Origin of the sequence: Aeromonas simiae (assembly GCF_014892695.1) — a bacterium.
Lineage (GTDB): Bacteria > Pseudomonadota > Gammaproteobacteria > Enterobacterales > Aeromonadaceae > Aeromonas > Aeromonas simiae.
On sequence record NZ_CP040449.1, the window covers coordinates 1,312,995 to 1,332,329 of the forward strand.

Consider the following 19,335-nt stretch of genomic DNA (forward strand, 5'->3'; position numbering starts at 1 on the left):
CCTTTTCGATCGTGCGGATCTGGTGGCGCTTACAGCACCTTGGCGATGGCGTCACACAGGGGATCGATATTGGCGCGGGTGATCCCGGCCACGCTGATCCGGCCGGAGCCGACGATGTAGATGGCGAACTCGTCCTTGAGGCGGGCTACCTGCTCCTTGGAGAGACCGGAGAAGGAGAACATGCCGTTCTGGCGGGCGATGAAGGAGAAGTCCTGGTTCACGCCACGCTCGGCCAGCTTGGCCACCAGCAGCTCGCGCATCTCGCGGATGCGCACGCGCATCTCGGCCACTTCACTTACCCACAGCTCAAAGAGGGCCGGATCATTGACCACGGCGGTCACCACGGCAGCACCGTGGGAGGGGGGGTTGGAGTAGTTGGCGCGAATGACGGTCTTGACTTGAGTGAAGGCGGTGTCGGCGACCTCCTTGCTCTCGGCAACCAGGGTGAAGGCGCCGACCCGCTCGTTATAGAGGCCGAAGTTCTTGGAGAAGGAGCTGGCAACCAGCAGTTCGCGGTGGGAGCGGGCGAAGATGCGCAGCCCCTCGGCGTCCTCTTCGATGCCACGGGCAAAGCCCTGATAGGCGAAGTCGAACAGGGGCAGCCAGCCTGCGGCGGCGCTCTGCTCGGCCAGCGCTTCCCACTGGGCGGCGGTCGGATCGATCCCGGTCGGGTTGTGGCAGCAGCCGTGGAAGAGCACCACGTCACCACGCTGGGCCTCGCTCAGGGAGGCTTGCATGGCGGCGAAGTCGAGATCCTTGCTGGTGGCGTCGTAGTACTTGTACCACTTCACCTCGAGACCGGCGGCCTGGAACACACTGACGTGGTTGGCCCAGGTCGGATCGGAGATCCAGACGGTCTTGGAGAGCTGGTTGCGGGCGATGAACTCGGCGGCGATCCGCAGGGCGCCGGTACCACCCGGTGCCTGTGCGGTCTTGGCACGACCGGCATTGATGAGCTCGGCACCCTTGCCAAACAGCAGGCCCTGCACGATGCGGGCGTACTCTTGGTTACCTTCGATGCCGAGGTAGTTCTTGGTTTTTTCGTCGGTCAGCAGCTTCTGTTCGGCCAGCTTGACGCACTTGAGGATGGGGGTGGCGCCCGATTCGTCCTTGTAGATGCCGACGCCCAGATTGATCTTGTCCTGGCGTGGGTCGCTGCGAAACGCTTCAGTCAGGCCGAGGATGGGGTCTGCGGGGGCGGCTACAACCTTTTCAAACATGATGATCCCTGTATTCCGTTGTTTTTGATGGTGGCAATCCCTGGGGGCAAACAGAAGCGCCCGACTGCTGCGCAGGGGCGCCTCTGTTGTTTCTTTATACCACTGCAAGAAGAGGGGGAAAATAGCGAAGGGAAAAAGCGTGGTGTTGATGGCATAAGCGAGGCCGGCTGCCCACTCCGTTTAGCCGACCGCATCCCAATGATGGGCCAGCGCCAACAGCTCGGCCGGCAGCCCTAACCCCTGCTCGATGAGGGGGGTGAGGCGGGCCAGCAGGGGGCGCGGCAGGCGGCTTGGCTCCCAGGTGGCGTGCTCCAGCGGGCGGGCATAGTGGCGCAGGTGCGGCGACAGATCGGTCGGCAGCCAGTAGCTGAGGGGGCGCCCGATCCGCTCGGCCAGCGTGCGGGTTCGCTCCAGCCCCGCCGGCTCAAGGTCGGTCAGGTGGCTCCAACTGACGGTCGCGGGGAGGGCGGCGAACAGGGGGGCGATCAGCTCATGACCGCCGGGCGGCAGCCAGGCCAGCAGGGTATCGGGGGGCAGCGGCAGGGCGGTGAAGACCCCGGTGCGATCGGTGGTGATGAGGCGCGTGAGCGGCTCGCCGTTGCTGATGATCTTGCCAAGGCCGGGCAGGGCACGCTCGGGCAGGCTGATCTCGCCGAGGGCCTCGAGCAGCGGGGCGCCGTCGACCAGTCTTCCCCCCTGGAAAAACAGGCTCAGGGGCAGCGAGGTGCGCAGGCGCAGCAGGCGATCCCGGCACAGCTCGACCCCTTGCTCGGCAAAACGCACCTCTTCGTCGGGAGAGAAGAGGGGGCGGCCGTTGCCGCCGTGGCGGCGGTAGAGGGCGGCCAGCAGACGCAGGTTGACCGGAGTGGGCAGTTGGAGCCCCTGTTCATGTAGCCACTGCTCGGGGTCGGTGGGAGCCTGGCGCAGCTCGCCGAGCGTCAGGGCGCGGGTGAGGTAGCGCCGCCCCGCGTCGGTGAGGCCATAGCGGTGGGGGGCGTGGCCAACTAGCAGGGCGTGCTCCAGCATCAGGCTCACCAGCGGTTGCAGGTTGCGCGAGCGGATCAGCACAGACTCCTGCGCCATCAGCTGTTCGGCCACCTCCCTGAGCTGGCCGGAAGAAAAGTCGATATTGGTCATGGCTCCCCCGAAACAGGGGCTTACTTTACTGACCGGGGGGCTCCTCGCCAAGGGGCGGGGCTCCTCGGCGTGATCCGGCGCGGATTTGTGCCAGGTTCCTTTGCCCCTTACAATTCCCGCCTCGTTGCCCGTGTTGGAGAATTCATGTTTCGCGAACTGCTGCGCCACCCCGACTTTCTGCTCATCGACAAGTCGCCGGGCATTGGTATGCATGAGGAGAACGGTGCGCCGGGTCTCGTCACCCTGGTGCGCGAGGCGACCGGGCTCGCGCTTTATCCGGTGCACCGTCTCGACAAGATGACCTCGGGGTTGCTGCTGCTGGCGCGCCATCCAGAGGCGAACCGGGCCTTGAGTCAGGGGTTTGCCGAGCGGCGCATCAAAAAGCAGTATCTGGCCCTCTCCGATCGTCGCCCCATCAAGAAGCAGGGGCTGATCAAGGGGGACATGAAAAAGGGGCGCGGTGGTAGCTGGATGCTGACGCGCTCCCAAGATAACCCCGCCATCAGCCGCTTTGACTCCAGCCTGGTTCGCGAGGGGTTGCGGCTGTTTCGTATTCGCCCCGAGACCGGCAAGACCCACCAGATCCGCGTCGCCCTGAAAAGCGTGGGGGCCCCTATCTTGGGGGACGAGCGTTACGGCGGCACACCGGCCGAGCGCGGCTATCTGCATGCCTGGCGGCTCAATTTTACGTACGGCGGCGAGGCCTTTGACTTCGTCTGCCCGCCCGAGGTGGGCGAGGCCTTCCTGTTGCCGGAGACCCGGCTCGCCATCGAGGCGTTGGCGCCGTGACCGGCGCCCCTATCCTCGCTGACTATGACGGCACCCTGACCCCCGGCGACGCCCATGCCGCCTTGCTGCGCCACATAGTGCGAGCCCGGCGCTGGCCCCTATTGTTGCTGCTGCTCGGTGCCCCGCTGATCGCCCTGCTCTGGCCACGTTGCCGCTTCGCCACCGTCTGGCTCATCTGGTGGTGCGCCACACTGGGGGCCAGAGGGCGCGACTGGCGGCGCTGGATCAAGGCGGTGGCGGCCCGCTCCGCCCCCCTGTTTGCCGAGGCGGCGGCGCTGCTTGAGCAGGAGGGGGGACGCGTCTGGATTGTGAGCGCCTCGCCGCGCGCCCTGGTGCGCCGGTGTTTGCATCATCAGTGGGCCGGAGGGTCGGTGGCCCGCCTTATTGGCAGTCGCATGGGGCGCCGCTATGGGGCCATCGTACCGCTCTACTACTGCTTCGGGGCGGGCAAGCGGGCCGCGTTGCCCCCCCACGCTTTTGCGCTGGCCCTCTCCGATAGTCTCTCCGATCTGCCGCTGCTCGCGTTGGGCGAGCGGGCCTGGCTTATCAACCCCAGCGCCCGGCAACTGGCGAAGGCCCGGCGCTCCCTGCCCGCCGTCGAGGCCCGGACATGGTCACTGTAACACTGGCGTGACGCCAGACGGCCCGCGAGGCCACGCCCGGCAAGGGCGCGCGCGTCAGTAACCGCATCTTTACATCCGCTCCTGGCCACTGTGGGCAGCGCTTCCCTGCGCCTCTCTTTCTTTTCCCGCCCCCTCGCGCCTAAATGAAACAAATGGATAACATTTGTCGAAAAAGGAGCCTCCCATGCGTCATGCCGCCTCTCCCCAGCACCAGCCGGTGATCCGCAACCCCCTCGGCACCGACGGCTTCGAATACGTCGAGTTCACGGCCCCTACCGCAGCCGGCATCGCGGCGCTCAAGAGCCTGTTTGCCTCCCTTGGCTTTGCCGAGGTGGCCAAGCATCGCCACAAGCTGTGCTGGCTCTATCGCCAGGGGGCGATCAACTTCATCATCAACGCCGAGCCCCATTCCCAAGCTGAGGCGTTCGCCGCGCAGCACGGCCCGAGCGTGTGCGGTATGGCGTTTCGGGTGGTCGATGCCGGCTTGGCGCAGCAGCACGCCCTAGCTCAGGGGGCCAAGCCGTTTGTCGGCAAGATAGGGCCGATGGAGCTCAACATCCCGGCCATCTACGGCATCGGCGAGAGCACCCTGGCCTTTGTCGATCGCTACGGGGAGCGCGGCTCCATCTATGAGGTGGATTTTCTTTTCTACCCGGACTGGCAGGAGCGCATGGGGTCGGTGGACGCGGGGCTGACCGAGATCGATCACCTGACCCACAACGTCTATCGCGGCAACATGGATGTGTGGGCCCACTTCTATGAGCGCATCGGCAACTTTCGCGAGATCCGCTACTTCGACATCGAGGGCAAGCTGACCGGCCTGCACTCGCGCGCCATGACCGCCCCGTGCGGCAAGATCCGCATCCCCATCAACGAGTCGGCAGACGACAAGTCACAAATTGAGGAGTACCTGCGCCAGTACAAGGGGGAGGGGATCCAGCACATCGCCCTCGCGACCGGCGACATCTACCACACAGTTCGCACCCTGCGTAGCCGGGGGACCGGCTTCATGGCAACCCCTGATACTTACTACGAGAAGGTGGACGAGCGGGTGCCCGGCCATGGGGAGCCGCTCGATGCGCTGCGCGAGCTGCGCATCCTCATCGACGGGGCCCCCACCAAGGAGGGGATATTGCTGCAAATTTTCACCGACACCGTCATCGGCCCGGTCTTTTTCGAGATCATCCAGCGCAAGGGCAACGAGGGGTTTGGGGAGGGCAACTTCCAGGCCCTGTTCGAATCGATTGAACAAGATCAGATCCGTCGCGGGGTACTGCGTCATGCGTAAATGGATAAGCTTCCCCCACCGTGAGGGGATCAGTTCACGGCAGGCCCACGCCGATCTTCCGGAAGGGGCCATCTACGAGCGGGAGCTGGGGCGAGCCGGCTTCTTCGGCCCCGCCTCCCATCTTCATCACCGCCATCCTCCGACCGACTGGATTGGCTGGGAGGGGCCACTGCGCCCCCATCTGCTCAACCTCAACGCGCTCGGTGAAGAAGTGAGCAGCCCCTCTCCCTGGGTGGTGCCCGATCTGCTCTTTAACGCCCACTGCCGTTACCGCATCTGGCGCTTGCACGAGCCTATGCCGTGTCTGGTGCGCAATGCCGACGGGGACGAGCTGCTGTTCATCCACGAAGGGGCAGGGGAGCTGTTTTGTGACTACGGCCATCTTAGCTTCAGTCAGGGGGATTACCTGCTCATCCCGCGCGGCACCATGTGGCGCATTGAGCCGAGCGCGCCCCTGTTTGTGCTGCTGATCGAGGCGACCAACGACAGCTTCCAGTTGCCGGAGCGGGGGCTGGTGGGCAACCACGCCATCTTCGATCCGGCTGTGCTCGAGGTGCCGGCCATCGATGAGCGCTTTCTCGCCCAACAGGATGAAACGCCCTGGTCATTGCAGATAAAACGCCACAACCAGGTGTCGGTCGTCACCTGGCCGTTCAACCCCCTCGATGCCATCGGCTGGCACGGGGATCTGTGTGTGGTCAGGCTCAACTGGCGCGATATCCGCCCTCTGATGAGCCACCGCTATCACCTGCCCCCTTCGGCCCACACCACCTTCGTGGCGAGCCGTTTTGTGGTCTGCACCTTCGTGCCGCGCCCCATCGAGAGCGATCCGGGGGCCCTTAGGGTGCCCTTCTACCACAACAACGACGACTACGACGAGGTGCTGTTCTACCACGCCGGGGCGTTTTTCAGCCGCGATAACATCGAGCGCGGCATGCTCACTCTCCACCCGGCCGGTTTTACCCACGGGCCGCACCCCAAGGCGTTTGCCGCCGGGCAGGCCCACGCCAAGACCGTCACCGACGAGGTGGCGGTGATGCTCGATTGTCGCGACGCACTCACTCTGGGGCCGGTGTGCGAGGCCGTTGAGGTGCGGGAATATGTCAACAGCTGGCAGCGCCAGAGTAAGGAGCAGTAAATGAAACTGGCCACATTGAGAAATGGTCGCCGCGACGGCGAGCTGGTGGTGGTGAGCCGGGATCTGACCCGCGCCTGCCGGGTGGGCCATCTCGCGTCGACCTTGCAGGCGGCGCTCGACGAGTGGGCGAGCCTGGCCCCGCGCCTGGCACAGGTCTATCGCGATTTGTGCGACGGCGTGCAGGCCGAGGCCTTCCCGTTTGATGAGGCCGCCTGCCTCTCGCCCCTGCCGCGCGCCTATCAGTGGGCCGATGGCAGCGCCTACGTCAACCACGTCGAGCTAGTGCGTAAGGCGCGCGGCGCCGAGATGCCCGAGCATTTCTGGCACGAGCCACTCATTTATCAGGGGGGGAGTGACAGCTTTATCGCCCCGCGCGATCCGATCCGGATGGCGGATGAGGGGTGGGGCATCGATTTTGAGTCCGAGGTGGCGGTCATTACCGACGACGTCCCCATGGGAGTGAGCGAGGCCGCGGCGCTGGATCACATTAAGCTGCTGATGCTGGTCAATGACGTGAGCCTGAGAAATCTGATCCCGGGGGAGCTGGCCAAGGGGTTTGGTTTTTTTCAGTCCAAGCCGTCGAGCGCCTTTTCTCCGCTGGCGGTCACCCCGGATGAGCTGGGTGATGCCTGGCAGGGGGGCAAGGTGCATCTGAAGCTCGAAACCTGGCTCAATGGCGCCCTGTTTGGCGCCCCCGATGCAGGCTGCGACATGACCTTCAATTTTCCCACCCTGATTGCCCATGCCGCCCGTACCCGGCCACTCGGGGCGGGCACTATTATCGGCTCCGGTACCGTCTCTAACTATGATCGCAGCGCCGGCTCATCCTGCTTAGCGGAGCGAAGGATGCTTGAGATCATGGATTGCGGCGCAGCTTCTACTCCCTTTTTGCGCTTTGGTGATAGAGTGACCATCATGATGCGCGATCGGGCCGGCCAGCCGCTCTTTGGCCGTATCGAGCAGGAGGTCATGGCCTGCCCGCCGCGTTAGGGAGTACCACTGTGGGGAACACTATGCTGAAGCTGTATGGATATTGGCGGTCGTCGGCCACCTTTCGGGTGCGCATTGTGCTGGGTCTCAAGGGGATTGCCTACGAGCAGGTCGCGGTCAATCTGCGCGGCGGTGAACAAAAAGAGAAGGCTTATCGCCGGCTCAACCCCCAGGGACTGGTGCCGTTTCTGGTCGATGGCGAGTGGGGAATTGGTCAGTCGGTCGCCATCATGGAGTACCTCGACGAGACCTATCCTGCCTATCCGCTGCTTCCTTCATCCCCTCAGGAGCGCGCCAGAGTGCGCCAGATTGTCGACATGATCGCCTGCGACGTGCACCCCCTCAACAACCTGCGGGTGTTGAACTACTTAGAGAGCGAGTTCGGGGTGCGCGAGGTGCAGCGGGAAAGCTGGTATCACCACTGGATCCGCGAGACCTTCTGGGCCCTTGAGCAGTTGCTGGCTTCCAGCTCCGGCGTCTACTGTGTCGGCAACGAGGTGACCCTGGCCGACTGCATGCTAGTGCCACAGGTCTATAACGCTCGCCGCTATAACATGGACTTGTCTGACTACCCCACCCTGTGTCGCATCCATGATCGCTGCATGGCGTTGCAGGCCTTCGCCGACGCGGCGCCCGAGCGCCAGAGCGACGCCTCGTAACCTCGGGCGGGGCCACCGCCTCGCCACTTATCTCACATTCCCGTCAACCATGACTTGCCTGCCCTGCGAGGGCTTTGTAACGTCGGGTCAGCAAGGAGGGATCTATGCGTTTTATTGATCTGCGAAGTGATACGGTGACCCAGCCCAGCGATGACATGCGTCAGGTGATGCTGCATGCCCAGGTGGGCGACGATGTGTACGGGGAGGATCCGTGCGTCAACCGGCTTGAGGCGTTTATCGCCGATCTGCTCGGCAAGGAGGCCGCCCTGTTTGTGCCAAGCGGCACCATGTCCAACTTGTTGGGGGTGATGAGTCACTGCCAACGCGGGGAGGCGGCGTTGGTGGGGGATCACGCCCATATTTATCGCTATGAGGCGGGCGGTAGCGCCGTGCTGGGATCTGTGGTGCTCAATGCCATCCCGATGCAGGCCGACGGCATCTTGCCACTGTCGGCGTTGCAGGCAGCGGTGGCGCCCGATGATGCCCATTTTGCCCAGGCCCGTCTGGTCTGCCTTGAGAACAGCCACAACGGCCGGGTGCTGCCGCTTGATTACTTGGCCGAGGTGTCGCTGTGGGCGCGCGGGGCTGGACTGGCCATGCACCTCGATGGGGCCCGCTTGTTCAACGCCGCCGTGGCAAGTGGGGTCCCGGCTCGCGACATCGCGGCCCATTTTGATAGCATCTCGGTCTGTCTCTCCAAGGGGTTGGGGGCACCGGTGGGATCGCTGCTGGTGGGCTCTCGCGCTCTGATTGTGCGCGCCCGGCGCCTGCGCAAGATGCTCGGAGGGGGCATGCGCCAGGCTGGCGTGCTGGCGGCGGCCGGTCAGTTTGCCCTCGAGCATCATGTGGAGCGGTTGGCAGACGATCACCGCCGTACCGCCCGTCTGGCCGAGGGGCTGGGAGCCTTGCCCGGCATCGAGGTGGCCAGCGCCGAGACCAATATGCTGTTTCTGACCATAGCGGGGCGCGATCTGGCTGAGGTCACCCAGTTCATGAAAGAGCGCGGCATCCTCTGCTCCGGTTACGGGATGCTGCGCCTGGTCACCCATTTACAGGTGAGCGATGACGATGTGGAGGAGGTGATCGACGCCTTCACCGAGCTGATGCTGGAGCGTTGAGCCAGCCGGCGGCAACGTGCAGAAACGAAGAGGGCGCCAGAGGCGCCCTTACTGTTTGCCGCTAGCTAGCATGGCCTCGTCGGTGACGTCGTAGATCATGATGGCGATATGGGTCACCTCGCCATTGAAGTCGGCGAGCGGCACCAGGGTGAGATTTTGGTACATGTGCGGCGCCGCGCCTGTGATGGGGCGGTAATTGGAAAAACGCAGCAGATAGGGTTTTTGCTCCCAGGTGCTGAAGGCGCGGTTGTTGAGCTTGAACACCATGTTGGCTTTGCGCTCGAACCACTTGCGGTCGACCTCGGGGAACAACTCAAAGAGCGAGCCCCCCTGTACCTCATGGGTGAGGCGACCGCTGTGGCTCTCCATGAAGCCATTCCATACCCGGATGCGGTAGTCGGTGTCGAGGATCACCAGCCCGACGTCCAGATTCTGGATTATGTTCATCAACCAGTGAAACTCCCGGATCTCCATGAGTACTCCTACAGCATGTGCATGATCTTGTTGTTCATGGTGGCAATCGAATCTTCGGTAAACAGCAGCAGCAGGTCACACTGCACCGCATATCCATCCACCCGGTAGTTGATCTCGATGGCCAGGGTACGCCGCCAGCGGCTCTGGTTGGTCTGGATCAACGCCTCGATGGGCCTGTGCTGGCCAAGAACCACCGGGTGCCCCTGGCTAAAGGGGGTATCGAGCTGGTTGGCATAGCCGCGCAAAAAGGCGCCGATCAGCACGTTGGCGGTGTCCATCAGCAGCTCGAGCTCGGCACGTCGGTCGAGCTCCCCTTCAAACTTCATCAGCCGGGCCAGATCGGCAAAGCTCGAGTCGTGGAACAGCAGCAGCGCCTCCCCGGCGATGCCGGCACCGATAAAGCCTTGGCACACCGCCGACAGGGTCTCTTGCTTGGCGGCAGCGTTGAGGGCCATGTGCAGCTCGGAAACCTCAAGCACGTTGACGTTGGGGATGGGCAGCACGACAAAGGCATCGAGCAGGCGGGCCAGCAGATCCGCCGCCTGGCCCATGGCCACGTTGGCCAGCTCCTGATAGACATCGCGCGCCTCGACCGTCAGCGCCATGGTGGGGGCCACGTCAGTGCGGGCCTCATCGGTGCGCCACAGGCCGTGGCGCTCGAGCAGGGCGACGATCTGCTCGCCGCTGGCCGGTTTTTTAATGAAGTCGATGGCGCCAAGGCTCATCACCTTCTGGTATGCCTCGGGCTGGATATCTCCCGAGACCACGATCACCTTGCTGCGGATCCCCTCGCGCTTGAGGGTTTCAAGGACGCCGTAACCATCGAGTTCGGGCATGGTGAGATCGAGAAACAGCAGATCCCCGTGGCCCATCAGCACCTGCTCCACCCCCTCTAGGCCATTGGTCGCCTGGTGCAGAGTCACCGGCCAGCCGGCGGGCAGGGCGCGGGCCAACTGCTTACGGGCAAAGGCAGAATCGTCGCAGATCAATACGTTCATGATTATCCCTGGCAGCCTGACATGTTCCTATAGTGTGGCCAGTGGCGAGGTCGCTGCAACCTCGGCTCACTGGGCTGTGCTGTATTGTTGCAGGTGGCGCTTGATGAAATCGACCAGCAGGGTGACCCGCAGCGGGATGAAGGCCGGGTTATTGACCAGCAACTGGAAGTCACGCTGGCCGGCCTGCCAGTCGGGCAGTACTGGCACTAGCTGTCCGCTGCGCAGTTGGGGCATGGCCGAGTGGCGCGGCACATTGACGATGCCGAGGTGATTACAGGCTGCCAGTACTGCGGCGGGTGACTGATTCACCGATAAGCGGCCGGGCTGGACGACTTCGGCGTGCTCTCCATCGCGCTTGCGCAGTTGCCAGCTAGAGTAAGGCCAGCAGTAGATAAGGGCATGCTCAGCGAGCTGGCCGGGGTGGTTAGGGGTACCGAATTGCTGGAGGTAGAGCGGGGAGGCATACAGGGCATAGTCAATCTGGCCCAGCAACTGGGCATGTGGCACCTGCTTGGGCAGGTCGCCGTTGAACAGCACCAGATCCCACTCGGCGTCGAATAGGCGGTGATGGTCGTTGGTCTGCTCCAGCTCGAAGCGGATGCGCGGATAGGCCCGGCTAAAATCGGCCAGCAGCTCGATGAGCAGGGTATTGGAGACCGAGATGGGGGAGGCAATCTTGATGAGGCCGCAGAGATCCTGCCCCTCTCCCCAGATTTCGCCGGTAGCCTGCTCCAGCTCCTGTAGCGGGCCACACAGCCGCTGGTAGTAGCGCAATCCCTCATCAGTAAGACGCAGCTTGCGGGTTGAACGCTGTAGCAATGGATAGCCGAGGTGTTCCTCAAGCTGGGTAATTCGTCGGCTGATGGTGGCAGTGGGCATGTCCAGTGCCGCCGCCGCATGCGAAAAGCCCCCTTCTTGGATGACTTTGACAAATAAATAGAAATCGTCGAGGTGTTTCATGGGCAACCGCAATCAAATGCACCAAGGAACCGAATCTAGGAGGATGCTCCGGGCTTGGCAACCATTAAGCGCACTTTCATTGATCTGCTTTGTCTCTTGGTGACGCTGCGCGGTATCGAGAGCCAGATACTGGCGCAAGAATAAGCCGCCCATGTAGGGACAAGTCGCCATCTGCTGAAAAGATACTCTGTCATACGAGCGATAACGAAGGAAACGTCGCTGTCGTGCCAGCAGATAGTTAAACGATGTCAACCGTTGTGGCGCGAGTGAGACTGAGGGAGAGCTCATCGCGGCCAGATAGGCTGGCGGCTGGGACGCACCAGGGGCCACATTCCCTCCTGTGCGTGGTCATGATAGTTGTAGTGAAAATAAAAAAAGTATAAAAATCATGAAACTACTAATTACTGATCCGATTAATATCAAAGAGATAGCGTTCTCTTTACCGGTGGAACTAGGGAGCTTGTGGCCTTCTATGGGCTTTTTTCTTGGTTTTATCGGACAGACTAGAGTGTGACCACCGTCGGCAGCGAAGGGCGTGAGCCCGGCATGTCGGCCTGACCCATAATGTGTCGTATGACACCGTTTCGTGTGATCCACCCAATGCCGCTACAGGAAAGGGGCCTCGCCTCGCTCAATCTGCTGCACACCCCCGTCTGGATTTATGACATTCAGCAGCACCGTATCTTCTGGGCCAATCATGCCTCCTTCTCTCTGTGGGAGGCCCATTCGCTCGAGGAGCTACGTCAGCGCGACTTTGCGCAAGAGATGGCCCCCGCGGTGGATCTGTTGTTGCAGCGCTATCTCGACGAGTTCCGGGCCGGCCGCAGTTTCAGTGAGTGGTGGAGCCTCTCGCCACGTGGCATCAAAAAGCAGGTTTATCTGCGCCTCTCCGGTATCGAGACCAGCGGCAGGATGATGATGATCTGTGAGGCGATGCTCGATGCTGACAGCTTCTATCATGGGGCCGCCATGGTGCGGGGGGACACGATAGCCTGCCTGTTTGATAACGCGGGACGGCTGGTTAGCGGCAATAGCTATTTCCATCACTGTTTTGGCGCGCAGATCACCCAGTTGGCGCAGCTATTTAGGGGGGCCGATGAGCCCTTCTATCAGCGGTTGCGCGCTCAGGAGGAGGTGGTCTGTGAGGGGGAGGGCAATACCCTCAAGGGGAGGCGCTGGTTCCAGTACCAGTTTCGCTATGTGCCTCAACAGGGCCAGATCCTGCTGACTTTGCGTGACATTACGGATCGCAAGCTTGAGGAGCTCGAACATCGTCACCTGGCCCGCCACGACTCGATGACCGGCCTGCTCAATCGTTACGGACTGATGAAATCCCTTGAGATCAATTGCAGCTTGGGCTCCCGTTTTGCCATGCTGTTTATGGATCTCGACAACTTCAAGCTTATCAATGACAACTTCGGCCACCGTGCCGGGGATCGCCTGCTAGAGCGGGTGGCCAGTCGCCTCAAAGAGATTTGCCCGCGCGATGTGGAGTTATTTCGCCTCGGCGGCGATGAGTTTACTGCCCTGGTGCCCTTGCAGCAGGGCAGCGAGCGGGCCGAGCAATTTGCCGACCAGATGCTGTCCCAGATGGTCAAGCCATTCGTGCTCAGTGGCCTGCCTGAGGTGAGCATCGGTGGCAGTATTGGCATCGCCATCTATCCCGACGACGCCGATGATGGTGACAACCTCATCACCCGAGCCGACATGGCCATGTATCAGGCCAAGCACATGGGGCGTTTCCTGTGGCAGCGTTTTACCCCCAGCATGCAGCAGGAGCTGCACCGTAAGTTGACCCTCAAGCAGTTTCTGGCCAAGGCCATCGGGCGCGGTGAGCTGTCGTTGGTCTACCAGCCCAAGGTGGATCTGGCGCGGGGCATCATCGATAGCTGTGAGGCGCTGCTGCGTTGGCACAATCCGGTACTTGGCCAGGTATCGCCGGCTGAGTTTATCCCACTGGCCGAGGAGATGGGGCTGATCCGTGAGATTGGCGCTTGGGTGCTGTGCAGCGCGCTCTCCCAGCAGGCAAGGTGGCGCGAGCGCCTCGGTGTTGAGGTGCCGCTGGCCGTGAACCTGTCGGGCATGCAGATCACCGCCGAGCTGCCGGACTGGGTGGCGCAGCAGTTGGCGGCCCATGCCATCGCCCCCCACCTGCTCACCTTGGAGCTGACCGAGACGGTGCTGATGCTGGATGTTCGTGGCTCGAGCCAAGTGCTGGAGGCGTTGGGCCAGTTGGGGATCCGCATCTCCATCGATGACTTTGGTACCGGCTATTCGTCGCTGGCTTACCTCAATCGGTTGCCGATTAACGAGATCAAACTCGACCGCTCCTTCGTGGTTGGGTTCAACCTGCCGGTGATCCGCGCCACCGTCGCCATGGCATCGAGCTTGGGGATCGATCTCATCGCCGAAGGGGTGGAAACCGAAGAAGAGCTGACGGCGCTGCGTCGGCAAGGCTGTCATCGCATTCAAGGCTATCTCATCAGCAGGCCGATGGCGGCGGCGGATCTCGAGCTGAATGGTTTTGTCATCGATAGCTGCATCGGCAGTTTTACCCTGGCGAAACAATAATCCCCAAGGCGGTGGCGGTGCTCCCGCCATGGTTACGCCTTGGCCACCCCTTGGTGCGGCCCGACTAGGCAGACTGTAACCGAGGATGTGACTTCGGCGCGAAGACTGGGCCTTCCCCGGCTTTTGGTTTAGAGTGGTTTCCCCACGCAAGGAGGAACCATGAATTCCGTTGTCGATCTGATTTTGAACCATCGCTCCATTCGTTCGTTCACTCCTGAGCCCATCAAGGGCGAGCAGCTTGATGCCATTTTGGCCAGTGCCCAAGCGGCCTCCAGCTCCAGTTTTTTGCAGGCCAACAGCATCATCCGTGTTACGGAGCCCGAGCTGCGCGAGCGGTTAGCCGAGTATGCGGGCCAGCAGGCCTATGTGGCCGACGCGGCCGAATTCCTGGTCTTTTGCGCCGATTACCGCCGCCATCTGGCGGTGGCCCCCGATGCCATGACTGGCTTTACCGAACAACTGCTGATCGGGGCCATCGATGGGGCGCTGATGGCGCAAAACGCCCTGTTGGCGGCCGAATCGATGGGGCTGGGCGGTGTTTACATCGGCGGGCTGCGCAACCACCCCGATAAGGTGGTGGAGGCGCTCTCCCTGCCTGTTGGCGTCTTTCCGCTGTTTGGGCTGTGTCTTGGCCACCCGGCCCAGATCCCGGAGCGCAAGCCACGCTTGCCGCGTGCGCTGGTGGTGCATGAGAACCACTATCCGGCAGAGGTGGATAGTACGTTGCTGGCGGCCTATGACGACACCATGCACAGCTACTATCAAGGGCGCAGCAGCAATCAAAAGAGCGTGACCTGGAGTGGCCAAATCCGCGCCATCCTCGGCAAAGAGGCCCGTCCCTTCATGTTGGCGGCGTTGCAGCGGCAGGGTTTTTTACTCAAGTAGCTTCAGAAAGCCTCTATTGATGCCGATGCATAGCAACAGGCAGGCTGTCACAAGGTTGCTGCTTGATGTAGGATCACACGACTGGGCTTAAATTGAGCGAGGGATGCCATGATTTTGACCTTGGTGCTGCTGTCGATAGGCGCGCTGCTGTTTTTAGTGATCGCCTATAACGTGATGCAGCAGTACAAGCAAAAAGTGGCATCTGATCGGCGCGCCACCGTGGCACGCTACAAGGCGATTGCCGACGAGGCCGAGGCGGTGCTGCTCAATGTCAATTTGCTGCCTTTTTCCAAATCACTGGTACTGATCCTGCAACACCGCATCCTCGATGCCTATCGTGCCATCGCCCAGGCTTCGCCAGGGCATGTCCAGATCAAGCAGCGTATCCAAGATGCCCAGGCGCAGATCGCCAGCGTTCAGGAGAATTACCGCTCACCCGATGACGGCAGTTTCCGTCCCCCCGAGTCGGATCGCCAGGCGATCCAGATGTTGCAGACCATCAAGAAGATGCGGGCCGTCTTGCGGGTGGAGCACAACAAGGGGAAGATCGATCCACAGGGCTTTGCCCATGAGGATCGCCGCCTTGAGTTGATGCTGCTCAAAGTCAACATTGCCAACCTGTTGCAGCGGGCCCGTGAGGCGATGAACAGCAAACAGTTTGGCTCTTGCCGGCAGCTGCTTGCTAAGGGACTGGCGGTGCTTGGCAACGTGAGCGACAAGGATGCCTACCTCATCGCCCGCGAAGAGGATCTGCGCCAGGGGCTGGCTGAACTCGATCATCGGCTGCAAAGCGAGAGCCAGAAAGAGCTGCAAAATATCAAGGACAAGGAAGCCGACGAGCTGGACATGTTGTTTCAACCCAAGAAGAAGTGGTAATTCATGGTTCACCCGCTGGACACACTACTGGGGCCGCAGGCCCCTTTTGTTTCTTCGCTGCTTGATCAGCTGACTGAACTGGGGATCGATACCTCCCATCCTGTCGATCACCTCTGTTACCGCGCCGCCAGCCGGGAGGAGTATCTGCGCTTGCGCACAGCGCTGGCCCAGGCCGGCGAGCTGCTGGTCGAGGGGATGATAGGGGGAAGGCCGATCGCCACCTTTCGCTATCACCAGCCGGTGCAGCTGGCACGGCATGGGGTGCCCTGCATCGAGTTGGCCGCTCCCAAACTGGGGCGCAGCCATCAGGCCGGGCTTGAGCATATCGAGTTGGTGGTGCCTTCGCTGAGCGCCCTGGTCGCGGCGCATCCTCAGTTGGCATTTCGCACCGAAAACCAGTTTGATGGCCGCAACCCCGACGTGTCGCTACCGCTTGTCGGGGGTCAGGTGAAGTTTCATTTACGCCCCCTTGAGGCAGTGATCGCTGAGGAAAAAGCGACGGTGGCGGTGACGCCCGTGCCTGCCGACTACTGGCATCAGCCTTAGCGCTGACAACATCGTGGGCCAGCTCGCCTCGGGTGTTCACTTCGGCCCAGCCAGAGGCTAATGGCCATGGTAGTGAGCAACCCAAGCAAGACTCCTATTACCATCCCCGTGACTTTTCCTGCCTCCCAGAAGGGGTGCAGGTAGGCGCCGCCGACGCTGGCGCCCAGATAGTAGGCGATGAGGTAAAGGGACGAGGCGATCGCTCTGTGGCTTTGCACATGCTGGCCGACCCAGCTGCTGGCGCTGGCGTGGGTCAGGAAAAACCCAAAACTTGCGACCATCAGCCCGCTCAGGATCGTCATCAGCGTGCCACCGAGCAGCAGCAGGGCGCCGCCCATCATGATGAGGATGCCGAGGGTCATGGCGTGGGCCGTGCCCAGTCGTTGCCCCACTCGTCCGCTCAAGGAAGAGGCGAGGGTGCCCGGTAGATAGGTGAGAAACAGCAACCCCAGCCACTGGGCCGGCAGTGAGAAGGGGGCATGGCTCAGCAAGAAGGTGAGGTAACTGAACTGGTTTAGGAAGACCATGAAGTTGATCCCACCGATAAGATAGGCGCCGACCAGCAGCGGGGAGCCAAGGTGCCGCCGCAGCGCACTGACTAGCTCGCCGCGCCGAGGCTGACTGGGGACAAATCCCTGTTGCCTTGGCAACAGCCACATGACCAGCGGCAGCAGCAGCAGGCTGAGCAGCCCAATCCCCCAGAATGCGGCCTGCCAGTTTCCTTGCCAGCCGGCAAACAGACCGGCGACCACTCTTCCTGCAATACCGCCGAGGGAATTGGCGGCGATGTAGATGCCGACCGCGCTCATCAATCCCCGCTTACTGAACTCCTCCCCCATATAGGCGATCGCCGTGGCCGGCAGTCCTGCCAGCAGCAACCCCTGCATAAAGCGCAGCAGTAGTAGCGCCTCGAAGTGACTGCACAGGGCGACAAGGGGAGAAAAAAGGATGGCGCCAAGCAGACCTCCGAGCATGACGTGGCGCCGCCCTAGGCGATCGGCCAGCCGCGCAGCCGGTAGCAGGCCAACGGCCAACCCGGCTGTGCAGGCCGAGAGGGCGCCGCCGGCCATCAAGGCCGAGACGCCGAACTGATCGGTGAGCAAAGGCAGCAGGGGGTGGGCCTGATAGAGATTGAGAAAGACCAGAAATGAGCCGAGGCCGAGGGCCAGGGTGGCGCGCCACCAGGGGCGACTTCCGAGTTCGAGCATGACGGCACTCCCATGTAATGGGGAGAGAGTAGTGGAGCAGCCATACATAAAGATAATATATTTAAATTATCAAACGCATCACTTGAGGTGATAGATGGATCTGCGCCAGCTCGCTTATCTGGTTGCCGTGGCCGAGACCGGCTCCTTTACTGCTGCGGCCCGGCGTCATCATGTGGCCCAGTCGGCGGTCAGCATGGCGATTGCCAGGCTTGAGCAGCGACTCGAGCTTAAGTTGTTTGAGCGCCAGGAGCGGCGGGTGCGCATCACGGCGGAAGGTGAGGTGCTGCTCGGCCATGCTCGGCGTCTGTTGTTACAGGCCGAGCGGGCCGAGCAGGAGATGGCGGAGCTACGCTCTTTGGTCAGCGGCGAGGTACGCATCGGCATTCCCTTTATGCTGGGCTCCTATTTTTTTCCCCCAATTTTGATGGCGTTCAAGCATCGCTATCCGGGGCTGCGGATCCAGGTGGAAGAGGCGGGGACCCGGGCCCTGCTGGCCAGGATGGCGCAAGGGGAGCTCGATCTGGCCATTCTTATTGCCTCTGATCTGCCGGCCGAGCTGGTGGGGGAGCGGCTGGTGCGCGAGGAGATGGTGGCCGTGGTGGGAGAAGATCACCCCTGGCGCGGGCGCAGCGCCATCAGCTTGCCGGAGTTCTTCGCCGAGGAGCTGGCCCTGTTTCGTCACGGTTTTTATCACAGGGAGTACATGGATCAGTTGGCCGCCGAGGCCGGTATTACCCCGCGCATCGCCTTTGAGAGCAATCTTATCCCGCTGCACAAGGCGGTGGTGCGCCAGGGGTTTGCGGTGACGACCTTGCTGCGCATGGCGATAGAGGAGGATGCCGATCTCTATGCGGTGCCCTTTTCACCGCCCATTCATCTGGATCTTTGCGTGGCGTGGCGGCGGGAAGACCCTCTGTCGCGGGCCAACCGGGCACTGCGCGACTTTCTGCTTGAGCAGAAGGGGTGAAGGGGAAATTGCGGACAAAAAAATGCCCAACTTACACAGGGAATGTTGGGCAAAGACTAATGCTTAATTGCAGTGGCATAGATATAGACTGCCCCCTGTGGTGAAAGTTCAAAAAAACATTTCACTTCATACATCACAATCCACGAAAACAGTTTTGCAATCTCATTAACATGCTATTGACATTGCTGGGGGTGAAACGTACTTTTTAAACATTCGTTTAAGAGGGCGTTTTCGTGACCAAGACCGACACCAAGAACCGTATTCTGGATGCCGCCGAAGTGCTCTTCGCCGAGCGCGGTTTCGCCGATACCTCCCTGCGCCTCATCACGGGTGAGGCCGATGTCAATCTAGCGTCGGTCAACTACCACTTTGGCTCGAAAAAGGAGCTGATCCAGGCGGTACTGGATCGCTATCTCAGCCTCTTCATGCCGCGCCTGGATGCCCAGCTTGATGCCCTGCAGCAGCAAGAGGAGATCACCCTGCTCGCGGTGTTTGAGTCGTTTGTCGAGCCGTTGATGTCCCTGACCGAGGTGCGCAGCAACGGCCCGGCCCTGTTCATGCAACTGTTGGGTCGCGGTTATATCGATAGTCAGGGCCACCTGCGGCGCTTTATCACCAGCGAGTATGGCGAGGTGCTCGGTCACATTACTCAGGCCATCTCCCGGGCCAATCCGGCCCTCTCTCCAGCCGATCTCTTCTGGCGCTTGCACTTCACCCTCGGCACCGTCGTGTTCACCATGGCCTCGGCCGATGCCCTGCGCGATATCGCGCAGGCCGATTTTGGCCAGCAGCTCGATGTCGAGGGGCTGGTGCGTAACGTGATCCCCTACCTGGCGTCCGGTGTCGGTGCGCCAGTCAATCCGACCCGGCTTTCGCTGGCCGGCTAAC

Annotated in this window: 19 protein-coding genes; 13 read left to right on the forward strand and 6 right to left on the reverse strand. The window is 61.8% G+C overall.

The window, feature by feature from the left end:
• Positions 1-29: 29 nt before the first annotated feature.
• Positions 30-1,220, reverse strand: a complete 1,191-nt coding sequence (locus tag FE240_RS06225; RefSeq protein WP_193003809.1) for an amino acid aminotransferase — start codon at positions 1,218-1,220, stop codon at positions 30-32.
• A gap of 180 nt (positions 1,221-1,400) precedes the next feature.
• Complete coding sequence (locus tag FE240_RS06230) at positions 1,401-2,357, reverse strand: hypothetical protein (RefSeq protein WP_193003810.1); 957 nt, start codon at positions 2,355-2,357, stop codon at positions 1,401-1,403.
• 144 nt (positions 2,358-2,501) lie between these two features.
• Here FE240_RS06230 and FE240_RS06235 point away from each other — a divergent pair, with 144 nt between their 5' ends.
• From FE240_RS06235 to ltaE, 7 genes are all read left to right on the forward strand, one after another.
• Positions 2,502-3,146: a TIGR01621 family pseudouridine synthase gene (locus tag FE240_RS06235; RefSeq protein ID WP_193003811.1), complete on the forward strand. Its 645-nt coding sequence runs from the start codon at positions 2,502-2,504 to the stop codon at positions 3,144-3,146.
• Positions 3,143-3,769, forward strand: coding sequence for a haloacid dehalogenase-like hydrolase (locus FE240_RS06240; protein ID WP_193003812.1), 627 nt, complete (start codon positions 3,143-3,145; stop codon positions 3,767-3,769). The genes FE240_RS06235 and FE240_RS06240 overlap by 4 nt, the downstream gene beginning before the upstream one ends.
• Before the next feature lie 184 nt (positions 3,770-3,953).
• Positions 3,954-5,057, forward strand: coding sequence for a 4-hydroxyphenylpyruvate dioxygenase (gene hppD / locus FE240_RS06245; protein ID WP_193003813.1), 1,104 nt, complete (start codon positions 3,954-3,956; stop codon positions 5,055-5,057).
• A complete protein-coding gene (locus tag FE240_RS06250; protein WP_193003814.1) occupies positions 5,050-6,195 on the forward strand; it encodes a homogentisate 1,2-dioxygenase in 1,146 nt (381 codons plus the stop codon). The genes hppD and FE240_RS06250 overlap by 8 nt, the downstream gene beginning before the upstream one ends.
• Entirely contained in the window at positions 6,196-7,185 is a 990-nt protein-coding gene (locus FE240_RS06255; RefSeq protein WP_193003815.1) for a fumarylacetoacetate hydrolase family protein, read from the forward strand.
• A 23-nt stretch (positions 7,186-7,208) separates the two neighbouring features.
• Positions 7,209-7,844 (forward strand): maleylacetoacetate isomerase, encoded by a 636-nt coding sequence (maiA, locus tag FE240_RS06260; protein ID WP_193003816.1) that lies wholly within the window; start codon positions 7,209-7,211, stop codon positions 7,842-7,844.
• A gap of 104 nt (positions 7,845-7,948) precedes the next feature.
• A complete protein-coding gene (gene ltaE, locus FE240_RS06265; protein WP_193003817.1) occupies positions 7,949-8,962 on the forward strand; it encodes a low-specificity L-threonine aldolase in 1,014 nt (337 codons plus the stop codon).
• Positions 8,963-9,010: 48 nt separating this feature from the next.
• On the opposite strand, the gene FE240_RS06270 is transcribed toward ltaE, so the two are convergent.
• From FE240_RS06270 to FE240_RS06280, 3 genes are all read right to left on the reverse strand, one after another.
• Positions 9,011-9,436, reverse strand: a complete 426-nt coding sequence (locus tag FE240_RS06270) for a PAS domain-containing protein (protein ID WP_193003818.1) — start codon at positions 9,434-9,436, stop codon at positions 9,011-9,013.
• Positions 9,437-9,444: 8 nt separating this feature from the next.
• Positions 9,445-10,434, reverse strand: a complete 990-nt coding sequence (locus FE240_RS06275) for a response regulator (protein ID WP_193003819.1) — start codon at positions 10,432-10,434, stop codon at positions 9,445-9,447.
• Between the two features lie 66 nt (positions 10,435-10,500).
• Complete coding sequence (locus tag FE240_RS06280) at positions 10,501-11,394, reverse strand: LysR family transcriptional regulator (protein ID WP_193003820.1); 894 nt, start codon at positions 11,392-11,394, stop codon at positions 10,501-10,503.
• A gap of 573 nt (positions 11,395-11,967) precedes the next feature.
• On the opposite strand from FE240_RS06280, the gene FE240_RS06285 reads away from it, so the two are divergent.
• The 4 genes from FE240_RS06285 (at position 11,968) to FE240_RS06300 (ending at position 16,272) form a co-directional block, all read left to right on the forward strand.
• Entirely contained in the window at positions 11,968-13,965 is a 1,998-nt protein-coding gene (locus FE240_RS06285; protein ID WP_226799024.1) for a putative bifunctional diguanylate cyclase/phosphodiesterase, read from the forward strand.
• Positions 13,966-14,124: 159 nt separating this feature from the next.
• The gene (gene nfsA, locus FE240_RS06290; RefSeq protein WP_193003821.1) at positions 14,125-14,850 is read left to right on the forward strand and encodes an oxygen-insensitive NADPH nitroreductase; all 726 of its coding nucleotides are present in this window, start codon (positions 14,125-14,127) and stop codon (positions 14,848-14,850) included.
• 108 nt (positions 14,851-14,958) lie between these two features.
• On the forward strand, positions 14,959-15,726 hold the full coding sequence (locus FE240_RS06295; RefSeq protein WP_193003822.1) for a DNA repair protein: 768 nt from the start codon (positions 14,959-14,961) through the stop codon (positions 15,724-15,726).
• Between the two features lie 3 nt (positions 15,727-15,729).
• Positions 15,730-16,272 (forward strand): VOC family protein, encoded by a 543-nt coding sequence (locus tag FE240_RS06300; protein WP_193003823.1) that lies wholly within the window; start codon positions 15,730-15,732, stop codon positions 16,270-16,272.
• On the opposite strand, the gene FE240_RS06305 is transcribed toward FE240_RS06300, so the two are convergent.
• Positions 16,269-17,480 (reverse strand): MFS transporter, encoded by a 1,212-nt coding sequence (locus tag FE240_RS06305; protein ID WP_193003824.1) that lies wholly within the window; start codon positions 17,478-17,480, stop codon positions 16,269-16,271. The two genes, FE240_RS06300 and FE240_RS06305, sit on opposite strands and share 4 nt — an antisense overlap.
• A 94-nt stretch (positions 17,481-17,574) precedes the next feature.
• Between FE240_RS06305 and FE240_RS06310 the strand changes: the two genes are divergently transcribed.
• Entirely contained in the window at positions 17,575-18,447 is an 873-nt protein-coding gene (locus FE240_RS06310) for a LysR family transcriptional regulator (protein ID WP_193003825.1), read from the forward strand.
• 233 nt (positions 18,448-18,680) lie between these two features.
• On the forward strand, positions 18,681-19,334 hold the full coding sequence (locus FE240_RS06315; RefSeq protein WP_042045633.1) for a TetR/AcrR family transcriptional regulator: 654 nt from the start codon (positions 18,681-18,683) through the stop codon (positions 19,332-19,334).
• The last annotated feature ends 1 nt before the right edge of the window (position 19,335 follow it).